Consider the following 13440-nt stretch of genomic DNA (forward strand, 5'->3'; position numbering starts at 1 on the left):
CGAATAGCAAGCTGCCTGCTACTGGTTCGCGGATTCCGTCGATATCGACTGGAGGTGCGCCAACGAAGGCGATGATGAAGCAAATGGTGGCGGAGAGTAAGCAAGGGATCATGATTACGCCGAACCAGCCTACATAGAGGCGGTTGTCGGTGCTGGTGATCCAATTGCAAAACTGATCCCAGATGGAAGCGCTTTCGCGTCTTTGTACTGCTGTGGTCATTGTTTTATGATTGCGTTTGAAATTATGAATTATGTATGTGGCTTTCGCCAATGAATAAACATTATCTTCTTTATTGAGTTTTGTAAAGTGTTTAGAACCCGAATCTATCTGTAGAGATATCCAAACAGATAACAATTCAAATATCAAAACCAAAAATATGAGTAGCGGCGCTTCGCGCCGCTACTCATATTTTTGGTTTTATGTTCTAAGCAAAACTTACGTTGCTATCAAAAAGGAGCAGCTATTTTTAGTTTTCAAAACCCTTACTGGTTTTGCCAATCTGAAATATGAGATGAGGCGCGAAGCGCCTCATCTCATATTTCTTAAATCCACCCATTGACCATTGCTAGATGTAACGCCTGAAACCGAGTTCTTGCCTTCAGTTTAGACAAAATGTTATTGATGTGAAACTTAACTGTACTTTCGCTGATTACTAATTGCTGAGCAATATCCCGATCGCGTAAACCTTGTGTTAATAACTGCATCATCTCCAATTCGCGCTCAGACAGGGGATTTGACTCTTTAGCAAATGGGATCACGATCGCAATTTGTAACTCAGTTGCATGGATATTGATCGCACCGCCCAAGCTAGAAACAATCAAAAACAACTCTCCAAACAACGATCGCAGCCAAGTGTGAGGATCAGCAATTTTAGTTTTAGTCTTCGCCACGATCGCCTCTAGCGATATCGATATATCAGAGTAAATTAAGCGACAATAAGCACCCCCAATTTGATTAAGAATTTCGGCAGCCCGTAAAAACACATAATCAGTAGTTAGACTCAGCATTCGTTCTGTCCCCACCAGAGTTAAACGATTGGAGTTCAAAATGTGGGCTAGGCGATCGGATAACGAAGCTTGCTCGGTAACTGGAGGCTGGCTCATACTTTGCCAAGCTTGCTTTTCCTGTTGATGCTTGAACGCGCTATCAATAGCGATCGCAGCGATCGTGCAGAGCATCCGTAAAAATTCTAGAAATTCGGGCGGCATTGCCTGATGACTAAAAGCTGCTAAAACCCCGACCACCCTGCCTTTGATTTCCAATGGATAGCCAGCAAAACCACGAATATTATTAGTAATTGCCCAGTCGCGATCGCCCACCCAAGGTTCATCTGCTAAGTGATTACTTAAAAAAGAAACGCGATTTTGGGCAATTTTCCCTACCTTATACGCCCCCATCTGCACTCTCGCAAATCTGCCATCAATGCGCGTATACATGCCTGAAGAAGCCACCAGCTTCAGATAAGTCCGTTCTGGCTCTAATAGCCACACCCTCGCAAAAGCACAATCAAACTGCTCAACGATGCCATCAGTCACTCGATGCGCGATCGCCTCTGGCTCTAGACATCCAGAGAAAGTTTCGGCAATTTCTGTTCCTCGATGCAAATCAAATAAAAGCTTGGTCGGATCGAGTACCTCAGTCATCAAACCTAACCCACAAAGATCACAGAAAGTTTTCGCATGTTCACGATCAGTAATTCTCATTATCAAAATCATTTTTTGAAAGCGCGACGTTGGCGTGCTTTCAAAAAATGATTTTGGTGTTTCCATCGCCTTCGGCGCTAGAAACACCAAAATCGGTTTCATAATGAGAACTGCTGGTTCACGATAAAACTTGATACATCAATTGAGCCGCAGATCTATATTTAGCTATGTATATGAAGCTACGAAAGCTACATAAAAAAGAGATGTGCAAAGCACATCTCTTTTTTTTAATTAGGAGTAGGAGTTGGCGAACTTTCAGGACTTGATGTAGTTTCAGGGCTTGATGTAGGCTCAGGACTTGGCGAAGAACTTTCAGGGCTTGGTGAACTTGTGGGAGTAGCCACTGGTGTGGGCGGAGTTGCCCCGTTGGGCAATGGTTTAGTTTCCACAGGGACTGTCTGAGCAGGTTTTGGTTGAGGTTTGGGGGTGGGGATAAAATACAAAACCGTTGCCGCGATCGCTAAACTGACCACACCAGCGATCGCTGATACGGCTTGACTATTTAACTGAGCCTGCGATCGATAGTCAGAAATCTGCGTCACCAGTTTCAAGTCTGGCAAAGTTGTTGGATCGCAACATAGACGATCTAGGCTTTCCATCAGGTCAAAAAGCTGAATCGTATTCAGTTTGATTTGTAGCTGCTTGGGATTGTGAGCATCAGCCTCATTTAGCAATACCGAAAGTAAATGCAGATGCTTCCCTTCTGGTTCGAGACGCACCTGCTTTTCAGGAATTGCCACCAAAGTATTACTTTTTAAAGCCTGAGCATAGGCTCCTACTACTTTTACTAAAGCATTGAGTAGTTCTAGACCACCCACAATTGGCTCGGTGTGATGGCTAAAGCGGCAACTAAAGCTGGTCAAAATTGACATCACATCACCACCCGTGATGATCCCATCAACCAGCAAAGTACAACTTGGCAAACTATAGCTGCGTTGAATCATTAGGCGATCGCTCCATCAAACAGACTATTCCACAGGCGAAACTCACCTGCTGTACCACTACACAACAATAATCGCGTCAGCAATTGCAACGCCAATTCGCGAATTTCTTCTTTTTTTAGTGGCGAAGGCGATCGCATCCGACCGATATATAAAGATGTAAAACGATCAATATAACTTTCTAAGAAACCTTGATTTTGCTGTAAACCTAATGCCTCGATCTTGCCCTCAATCATCTGTTGATGGGTACTTAGCAGTAAGCGCAAACCAGTATCTAACTGCTTAGCGATCGTACAGACTATTTTTACCAAAGCCTTTAACTCATCCCAACTTAAACTAGCCCGCTGATAGTTGCGGCGAAGCGGATTAGTATTACGCAGTCGCCAAAAAGCGACACGACTAGGAATCGTCTTTTGTAAGCCTAACTGCTCAATTAAGACCAGCATTACTTCAACTGCTTCTAAATCCAGCGCCTCGATCGCTAGAAGCAGGTGATCAATATCCATACGGACGCTACGGGGACAACCCCTAACAAAGTCCTTAGGAACGTGTAAATCGAGGTTTACAGGAGCAGAAATATTTAACTGCATAATTCGCAGTGAAGTTGAACCTAATAGAGTTTACCCAATTGGCAGTTTACCCAGTTGAGAGGCGTTCAGCTACAAGCAATTTATCTAAGATCAACAAAGCCCGTAGCTGAGTGCTTCAACCTTAAGCTTGGCGTGAGTAGTACTCAATAACCAGCAGTTCGTTCACTTGCAATGCTACCCATTCGCGTTCGACAACGCCATTGACCTTACCAGTCATCTTCGCCTTATCAAATTCTAAATGGCTAGGAATGTTGGAAAGCCCTGGGAATTCGAGGTTACGCTCGACAATTTTACGGGATTTTTCGTTATCTTTAACGCTAATAACTTCGCCTGGGCGCACACCATAACTAGGAATAGTTACGCTCTTACCGTTGATGGTGATATGTCCATGATTTACCAGTTGACGCGCAGCAGGAATCGTCGGTGCAAATCCCATACGGAAAACGGTATTGTCTAGACGCATTTCTAGCAATTGTAGTAATACTAAGCCTGTAGAACCCTTAACTCGTCTGGCTCGACGCACATAGCGCAGCATTTGAGTTTCAGTTAGACCATAGTTAAAGCGTAGTTTTTGCTTTTCTTCGAGACGCACGGCATATTCAGAGCGCTTTTTGCGGTCTTGACCATGCATTCCAGGTGGATAAGCGTGCTTAGGTTGTTTGCGACTTAGACCGGGAAGCTCTCCGAGTCTTCTGACGATTCTGAGGCGCGGACCTCTATAACGGGACATAGCTCCTTCCTTATTACTGTTGAAAACTTGACAGCCTATCTAGTATATGGCAATTTTGCCAAAAAAACTGACAAAGTTATTAAGGCGTTGAATTAAAAAATTTTCCCTAGTTTGTGGCTAATGTAGCAATCCTAGAGAGGCACTCTCTAGGATTGCTAATAGGATTGCTACACTCAGAGCTGCTAGTTTGACTATTAGTTAACCTAACTATAGCGCTCCTAAATGAGTTGTAAGATTTTGAGGGTTGTGAGAGTGCGCCCCGAAGGGGCGCACTCTCACAACCTATTTAGGATTGCTATATTAATTACCCTGAGTATTAAATTTCATGAATTTAAAATGATCGCTCTTCAATCTCATCAAATAGCGATCGCTTCAACTAAATTCCAACAGAGATCGTATCCATACCCAAACAAGATTTGATTGCAAACAATAAACTTTTGTGAGCCTCAATATTTATCCTTCTCTTAACCAAAATTGTATTGTTCTCTTAACCCAAGCTTATAGAGCTTTCCTGTAGGCTAATTAAGGAAAAAATAGAGTTCAAAGAAAATACATATGTTTTAAGTGTCAGTAAATAGTTAGGTTCTAGGTGCTTACAAAATCTTAATTTTATCTCTGGTGAGATACTCCCCATTACCGCTTGATATTGCTACTGGGCAAGTATTTCATCGGCGATCATTAGAACATTTCTATTTCTGGGCTTGATCCTAAAAAAGCCATTAGTTACGAGAATTTAAGCATCTTCTCGGAAGTACTAAAACTAGTTAAAAAGAATTACTTGATAATTGCACCTGCAATTCTAAACGCTGGTGTCAAGTAATTCTCATATTGTCGTGCTTTGCATTTTTTTAGATGCATTTTCTCTATAAGTATTTGTTTGATCATCATTCCCTCTTATTCCACAAGATCTATCAAGGCAACTAAAAATGGCAGCGATTAGCTTAACAACAGGAACAACTTACACTCAAAACTTTGATACTTTGGCAAGTGCTGGTACGAGTTCTACTTTGCCCAACGGCTGGGAAATTTTAGAAGTTGGAACTAGTGGAAATGTCAACGGACAGTATACAGCAGGTACTGGCTCTAGTAATTCAGGGGACACCTATAGCTTCGGAGCGTCTGGAAGTCCTGAAAGAGCATTAGGTGGATTGCAATCTGGCACTTTAAATCCTACGATTGGCGCAAGTTTTATCAACGATACTGGCTCTACGATTACGGCTCTCAATATTGGTTTTACAGGAGAGCAGTGGCGTTTAGGAGCATTAAATCGCTCTGATCGCCTCGATTTTCAATACAGCTTAGATGCGAGTTCTTTAACAACTGGAACTTGGACAGATGTGAATGCACTAGACTTTACTGCCCCAACCACCACAGGCACGGTTGGCGCACTCGATGGCAACGCCGTCGCAAACAGCACTGCGATCGCGAATTCAATCGCAGGCTTGTCAATTCCAGCAGGAGCGACAGTTTGGATTCGCTGGACAGATGTTAATGCTTCGGGTGCTGATGATGGGCTAGCGATCGATAATTTTTCGATTACCCCAATTACAGGTGCATCTCCTGCGGCTGACGTGACCATCGAATCGAGCTTTTTAAACAAGGTTGGTAGTGCCACTAGCACAACCGCCTCCGAGATTCCCGCTTTCGATCCCGCTAGCAAAAAACTTTATGTTGTTGCCAGTAGTAAGGTTGATATCTACTCCGTTAGCAACAATGGTGAGCTAGCTATTACTAGTGGTGATAATGGACTAGATCCAGGTTTTCCTATTCCCACTGGTACTGTGGTTGCTCCTAACAGCGTATCTATCCAAAACGGTTTAGTTGCTGTTGCATTCGATATTCGTGATACTGCGCCTCCAAACACTATTCGCAGGGGAAGGGTTAGCTTCTATAGAGCTTCTGATGATGCCTTTTTGGGCAGCGTAGAAATTGGCTTTTTGCCTGACATGCTAACCTTCACTCCTGACGGGACAAAGATATTGGTTGCCAATGAAGGCGAACCTAATGAAGACTACTCCGACGATCCCGAAGGCTCTGTCAGTGTCATTACAATTGACAGCCTAAATTTGGCTGGTGGCACGATCTCCACAACAGTGCAAGAGGCTGGTTTTACTAGCTTTAACTCTCAATTTGCTGAGCTTAAGGCGGCAGGAGTGAGGCTGATTGGACCTGTTGGCACAACTGTTGCTCAAGATGTTGAACCCGAATATATTGCAGTTTCAGCCGATGGCAAAACTGCTGCGATTACTCTACAAGAGAATAATGCGATCGCTTTCCTAGACATCGCTACAGCCACAATTACTGACATCAAGCCATTAGGTTTAAAGGATCATAGTTTGGCTGGTAATGGACTCGATGTCAGCGATCGCGATGTAGACGGTACATCAGGTGGCGGCGGCAAGATTAATATCCAAAACTGGCCTGTATTCGGGATGTATCAGCCTGATGCGATCGCTAGTTTTGTTTCTGGTGGCAATACCTTCTACATAATCGCCAATGAAGGCGATGCCCGTGTACGTCCGACTGCGGATGGCATCATTGCTGGACAGGATGAGGGCGATATCTACAACGAAGAAGTTCGTGTTGGAAGTGGCAGCTATGTACTAGCTCCAGATGTTTTCTCTAACGCGGCGGAACTCAAACTACCCCAAAACCTTGGTCGCCTCACCGTCAGCAATAAATCTGGCGATATTGATAACGATGGACAATTTGAGCAAATCCATGCTTTTGGTGGTCGTTCCTTTGCAATTTTGGACTCTAACGGCAATATCGTATTTGACAGTGGCGATCAATTTGAGCAGATTATCGCAAAGGTCGCACCTGCAACATTTAACGGCGATCCTAATTCTTCAGGCAACTTGCAATTGGATAGTCGTAGTGACAATAAGGGGCCAGAACCCGAAGGCGTAACCACTGGTGTGATTAATGGGCGCACCTATGCCTTTATCGGGCTAGAGCGAGTTGGTGATGTGATTGTTTATGAAGTAACCAACCCAACCGCACCAACATTTGTCCAGTACATCAACACTCCTGAAGATCGGCGCGTTGAGGGATTGATATTCGTGTCGGCAACTGACAGCCCGACTGGTAATCCCTTGTTGATTACGGCTGCTGAAGGTAGCAATACCGTGGCAGTGTTTAGCGTTAACGTAGGAACTCGGATTAGTGACATTCAAGGCAGCGGACATATATCGCCACTGGTTGGTCAAGTGGTTAGTGGTGTCGCCGGAATTGTCACCGCCGTGGACTCCAATGGTTTTTACCTCCAAGACCCCACCCCCGATGCAGATGAAGCTACTTCTGAAGGGATTTTCGTCTTCACCAGTAGCGCTCCCACGGTACAGGTGGGGGATTCCGTTAAAGTAAATGGAACCGTCAGTGAATTTACTCCCGGTGGAGCCAGTTCCGGAAACCTCTCAATTACCCAAATTAGTGGTAGTCCTACCGTTACTATCCTCTCCAGTGGCAATCCTCTTCCTGCCGCAATCATTCTGGGCAATGGCGGGCGAGTCCCCCCCACTCAGGTGATTGAAGATGATGCCTTCGGTTCCTTTGACCCCAGCACAGATGGCATTGACTTCTACGAAGCCCTCGAAGGAATGCGCGTCACAATTCAGGATGCGGTGGCAGTGAGTCCCACCAATAGATTTGGGGAAATCTTTGCCCTAGCGAATCAAGGGGCAGGCGCAACGGGACTCAGCGATCGTGGCACGATCAATATTTCACCTACGGACTTTAACCCAGAGCGCATTCAAATTGATGATTCTAACGTGAGTCCAGGGGCGACTCCTTTAGTGAAGGTGGGCGATCGTTTAGGTGATGTAACTGGGGTGGTGAGCTACAACTTTGGCAACTACGAAGTGCAGTTTACCCAAGCCTTTACTCCCGTTTCGGGGGGATTGGAGCCAGAAACCACGACTCTGACGAAGAGCAGCAACAAACTCACTGTAGCCAGTTACAACGTCCTCAACTTAGACCCCAACGATGCCGACGGAGATGCGGATATTGCAAATGGTCGCTTTACGGCGATCGCCCAACAGATTGTGAATAATCTTGCCAGTCCCGACATTATTTCCCTACAAGAAGTTCAGGACAATAGCGGTTCTGCTAATAATGGCGTAACGGCGGCGGATGTGACGCTACAAACCCTGATCAATGCGATCGTTGCGGCAGGAGGCGAAACCTACGAGTTCATAGACAACACCTTCATTGCCAATAATGCTAGCGGCGGGCAGCCAGGCGGCAATATTCGCAATGCCTACCTTTACAATCCCAGTCGGGTTAGTTTGGTGGAAGGTTCCGTGGAAGCTATTACAGGCGATGCCTTTGTCGGTTCTCGTTTACCTTTAGTTGCCAGCTTTACCTTTAACGGCGAAACAGTCACTCTCGTTAACAACCACTTCTCTTCCAAAGGGGGCAGTAGTCCACTCTTTGGGGCTAATCAACCCTCTGTGGGAGATGAAGCTAATGGTAATGGTCAGGAAAATACCAATATTAACGGCTCCCTAGATGAGCGCCAAGCCCAAGCTAAAGCAGTCAAAGACTATGTAGACTCAATGATCGCTCTGGATGCCAATGCCAATGTGGTCGTTTTAGGAGACTTCAACGAGTTTGAATTTATCTCCCCCCTCAGTGAAATCCTCACGGGCGGCACGACTCCCGTTTTGACCAACCTCACCAACACCCTACCAGAAGACGAACGCTACAGCTTTATCTTTGAAGGTAACTCCCAATCTCTGGATCACATTTTGACAAGTAATGGGTTAGCGGCAAAGGCGGAGTTTGATGTGGTTCATGTCAATACAGAATTTCCCGACACGGCTGCTCGTGCCAGTGACCACGATCCTATTGTGGCAAGGTTTAATCTGACAACAGTTCCGAATGTACCAGCAAACTTTTCCATGCAAATCCTACATGGAGCCGACTTTGAGGCAGGTGTTAGTGACCTTAACAACATCCTAGGCTTCTCAGCAATCGTCAACAAGTTTAAAACAGCTACGGACTTGCCTGCAAACGTTGTCGCAAATACGCTAATTCTCTCGGCTGGTGACAACTATATCCCAGGTGCATTTTTCAATGCTTCTACCGATACAAGTCTAAATGGAGTTGGTGGACTGGGAACTAGCGGCGCACCAGTTTCTGGACGTGGTGACATTGGTATCCTCAATGCGATCGGTGTCCAAGCCTCCGCATTGGGTAATCACGAGTTTGACTTAGGGCTTAACCAAGTTGCTAGCATCATTCGGACTGGTAGTGGTAACCCAGGGACAGCATTCCCCTACCTCAGTTCTAATTTAGACTTTTCGCCAGAAACTGGCTCAGGCAGATCCTTTGCCGCCACCGATTTCTCTACTAACCCAGTTGCTGAAGCAAGCACGATCAAGGGCAAGATTGCAGAAAGTACCGTTATTACTGTTGCAGGTATTGACGGAATACTTGGAACAGCCGATGACCAAAAGATTGGTATCGTTGGTGCAACCACTCCTATTTTGCCAACAATCAGCTCCAGTGGCGCGACTATCGTTACTCCTGGCAATCCTAACGATTTTGCAGCTTTGGCAGCCGAGATTCAAAAGACTGTTGATCTGCTGACTGCTCAGGGCATCAATAAAATCGTTCTGCTGTCTCACTTCCAACAGTTTGCGATCGAAAGCGAAGAAATTGCTCCTCGTCTAAAAGATGTCGATATTTTGATCGGTGGTGGTTCTAATACCCGACTACTGGATGACAACGATGTACTTCGTGCAGGTGATACCGACCAAGGTGATTACCCAATTTTGAGATTTGGTACTGACGGCAAACCCATTCTGGTTGTCAATACCGATGGTAACTACAAGTACGTTGGGCGCTTGGTTACAGAATTTGATAACGATGGTGTATTGCTTGTCGATAAGCTCGATTCGACTATTAATGGTGCTTATGCCACTGATGCCGCAGGCGTTAATCGCGTTTACGGCGAGACTGTCGTTGCTCGTGAAAAGGCTAATGCTAATGTGGTGGCGATCGTTGACGGTATTAGTAATGTAATCGCTTCTAAGGACAACGTAATCCTTGGCAAAACCAGCGTATTCCTAAATGGAACTCGCGGTGATGTCCGCACTCAAGAAACCAATTTAGGTAACTTGACGGCTGATGCTAACTTGGCTTTGGCGAAACAGGTTGACCCGACCGTTACGATCTCCATTAAAAATGGTGGAGGCATTCGTGACAATATTGGAGCCTTGGCTGTTCCCACAGGAGCCACAGGTGCTGATGATGTCATTACACTTCCTCCACAACCGAATCCCCTCGCTCCTAATAAGGAAGAAGGTGACATTTCCCAGTTGGATCTAGAAAATTCTCTACGATTCAATAATGGATTGACCTTGATCACCCTCACCGCTCAGCAATTGCTCTGGGTGATTGAACATGCAGTAGCTGGTACTCGTTCAGGTGCAACCCCAGGACAGTTCCCACAAGTTAGCGGTCTTTCCTTCAGCTTTGACCCAACTCAGCAAGCGATCGCTTTTGATACGGCAACTGGAGTAATTACTCAAGAAGGGCAACGTGTTCAGAGTCTTGCGGTTCTCAATGAAGACGGTTCCTTACTGGATGTTATTGTCAAAGATGGTGTACTCGTTGGCGATGTTAACCGCACCTTCCGCACAGTCACACTCAACTTCTTGGCTGGTAGTAACCCCGCTAATGCTCTAGGTGGTGATCGCTATCCTTTCCCAGCATTTGTGCAGCAGAATGCAGCCCTTGCCAACCGTGTTGACCTGCGTGGCGAAACTGCTGATGTTAACCTCAATGGCGTGATTGACCCAGCTCCAGATTTACCTGCTGGCAAATTTATTTTTGCTCCTACTGGGTCTGAACAGGATGCGTTAGCCGAGTACTTGGGTGATCGGTTTGATGTAGTGCCATTTAATGCGGCTGATGTTAAGCCAGCCCAAGACACTCGCATCCAGAACCTCAGCGTTCGCAACGACAGTGTTTTCAATGCTACGGGCGTAACTCAAAGTACTCCAGGCGTAATTGAATTTACAGGTGGATCTGGCATTACCCAAATTGAATTTAACATTACCAAAGTCAATAGCTCCACGGTCAATGAGCTTGTGGTGTTTGAGGTAGACGGATCTGGAACTACCCCCGATCTCAAATTGCTCCTAGAAAACAATCGCGCTCGGGTCATTTCTTCCGTGATCAGCGACCGTCCTGATGGCTTTGGGTTTGATGAAGATTCGAGAACTCTGGGATTTGCCCCAAATGCAAAACTTGGCTTTGCAATCATCAAGAATGGTACTGCTGATGATATTTTGTTTGACAAGCCTAGAGAAATCGTTTTTTCGACCACAACCACAACTCTAATCTCAGATGTCATTCCAAGTGGCTTTAGGATTAACTTTGAAGGCTTCGAGATTGATGCGACTGCTTCTACATCTTCTAGGGCTGTAGGCTCTGGACTTCAAGACAATAATCAAGGCGAAGTACTCGATTTGCGCTCTCTATCTGGTGATGTGAATGTTAACTTCACAGTCTTCCGCGAAGCTGCATTTAACAATACTGTGGGCTTCTACCGTGTGGCTAATACGGATGGTGGAATTGATGTCGATGGCGATGGCATAATTGACTTCACTCCTGGGCAAAGTGGTTATGCTAGAGCTGCGATTGAAAACCGTATCAAATCGATTGACCTCAGTGTAGCCAATCAAGGAACTGCGATTTTTGATGACAAGGTTCTTACAGGTGGAAGCATCTTTGCTCCATTCATCATCAGTGATGGAACTGCTGATCAGTTCTTGAGTGGTCAGGTTAGCCAAGCTTACTTCGCTTACCTCGAAGCCAATCCTGACAATGTGGATCACATTCGTTTACTTGGTGATAATACCTTCGGTTTTGAGGATTTGCCAGGTGGCGGAGACTTTGACTATAACGACATTGTTCTTAAGGTCGATGTCTCAGCCAATAAAGTTATTACTGGTGATGATGGCGACAATATTCTCCGTGGCGGATTCGGTAATGACACGCTAATTGGAGGCTTGGGCGCAGATACTCTTGTTGGAGGTTTTGGCAATGACACCCTTTTCCTTGGACTTAATGACGGAGCTACGGATACCGTTGTCTACAGCCTCGGTGATGGTAGCGATGTGGTGAACCAATTCCTACGTGGATTAGGAGGCGATTTACTTCAGTTTAATAACATCGCTGCTATTGATGTGAGTACTGTTGGTGGCAACACTCAGTTCCTCTTGGGTGATGGTGTTACTGGTAATGTTGGATTTGCAAGTGGTTCCCTCTTGCTTACCTTGAATGGAGTCACTGGATTTACATCTAGCAATATCAATGACAACATCTTAGCTGGTTCCATTCCTACGTCCTTTAACTTCAGCTAAGCTCTTTTAGATGAGCAAAGCTCCTAAGCTTTATAAGTCTTAAAACATCCTGTCCGTAAATGGACAGGGTGTTTTATTTTTTTGCGATCGCCACCCACACCATAAAATAGCGATCGCATTCTCACAAATTAGCGATCGCCACAACCTAACCTATTGCTAGTTGTTAATATTTTTGAGCCAATTGCATAAATCTTCTAAACTTTGTAAATCAAATAAAGCTTCACTCAATACATCTAATAGTTCTGGCTCTAGTTGAAATAAAAGAACTTTAATTTCATCGGGGATAGTTCCTAGTCTACGAGAAAGTTGTTTTAGCAGAAGCGATCGTTTACCCTCTTGAATACCTTGAGCCATACCTTCTTCTCGGGCTGTTTCAATGACCCCATTCATGTCTCGATAATACTTTAAGCTGTTTTCATAGGACTCTCTTTCAGCTTGAGAAAAACTAGCAATTTGTGCAACTTCAAACAATTGCAAGAATACATTCTCTTGCAATTGTAAGGGTGGATCTTCTAAATCGGGTAGATGTTTCAGTAAAAATAGCCACTTATCAAAATGGTCATTTAGTTGATCAATTGTCTTTTTAAAATTTGGTAATTCCAGATAAATAGACTTTAGTTTCTCGTAGAAAACCTTACAAATTTGATCTTTTAGTTCAACGACATGTAAAAAACTATCATCGTTTTTATCTTCATCAAAAATAAAGTCTAAAATGCCGATGGTATAGATTGGCTCTAACTTATAATTCCAACTGCCTTTTTGTGATTGTTCTTGAATGGGAAAAGAGGCGTAGTAAATGCTGCGATCTTTAAAGTAATTATGCTTGGCTTTCTGCATTTCAACAATGAACTTCTCGCCTTTTTCACTTTCGCAGTAAAGATCGAAGACGGCTTTGCGATCAATGGGCGTATTGCCAAGATTTTCGGTGCTACGATAGATAAGATCTTTGACTCGATGTTGAGATGGTAGTATTACATTAACTGAGATCTTGCACCATTCCTAAAAGAGTTAAGTGGGAATGGGTTTGAGAATAATTTCAAAGCCATGACGAGCAGCAATATCGGCACTAATTTGAAGATACCTGAGAAGTTTCAACCAAA

General features: G+C 44.7%; 6 protein-coding genes and 1 pseudogene. 1 reads left to right on the plus strand and 6 read right to left on the minus strand.

All coding sequences use genetic code 11. From position 1 onward, the window contains the following. The 5 genes and pseudogenes from VB775_RS22050 to rpsD form a co-directional block, all read right to left on the minus strand. A pseudogene (locus VB775_RS22050) lies at window positions 1-220 on the minus strand (photosystem II q(b) protein); the annotation flags it as partial. A gap of 323 nt (window positions 221-543) precedes the next feature. Then, entirely contained in the window at window positions 544-1704 is a 1161-nt protein-coding gene (locus VB775_RS22055; RefSeq protein ID WP_281006150.1) for a LuxR C-terminal-related transcriptional regulator, read from the minus strand. Between the two features lie 227 nt (window positions 1705-1931). Next, entirely contained in the window at window positions 1932-2648 is a 717-nt protein-coding gene (locus VB775_RS22060) for a DUF4335 domain-containing protein (RefSeq protein ID WP_281006151.1), read from the minus strand. Then, window positions 2648-3235 (minus strand): DUF3038 domain-containing protein, encoded by a 588-nt coding sequence (locus VB775_RS22065; RefSeq protein ID WP_281006152.1) that lies wholly within the window; start codon window positions 3233-3235, stop codon window positions 2648-2650. The genes VB775_RS22060 and VB775_RS22065 overlap by 1 nt, the downstream gene beginning before the upstream one ends. A gap of 121 nt (window positions 3236-3356) precedes the next feature. Then, a complete protein-coding gene (gene rpsD, locus VB775_RS22070; RefSeq protein WP_055074791.1) occupies window positions 3357-3965 on the minus strand; it encodes a 30S ribosomal protein S4 in 609 nt (202 codons plus the stop codon). 926 nt (window positions 3966-4891) lie between these two features. On the opposite strand from rpsD, the gene VB775_RS22075 reads away from it, so the two are divergent. Beyond that, window positions 4892-12340, plus strand: coding sequence for a choice-of-anchor I family protein (locus VB775_RS22075; RefSeq protein ID WP_281006153.1), 7449 nt, complete (start codon window positions 4892-4894; stop codon window positions 12338-12340). Window positions 12341-12496: 156 nt separating this feature from the next. Here VB775_RS22075 and VB775_RS22080 read toward each other — a convergent pair whose 3' ends face one another. Further along, complete coding sequence (locus VB775_RS22080) at window positions 12497-13327, minus strand: Rpn family recombination-promoting nuclease/putative transposase (RefSeq protein WP_281009424.1); 831 nt, start codon at window positions 13325-13327, stop codon at window positions 12497-12499. Between the last annotated feature and the right edge of the window lie 113 nt (window positions 13328-13440).

It is taken from the genome of Pseudanabaena sp. CCNP1317, assembly GCF_034931345.1.
Taxonomy (GTDB): Bacteria; Cyanobacteriota; Cyanobacteriia; order Pseudanabaenales; family Pseudanabaenaceae; genus Pseudanabaena; species Pseudanabaena galeata.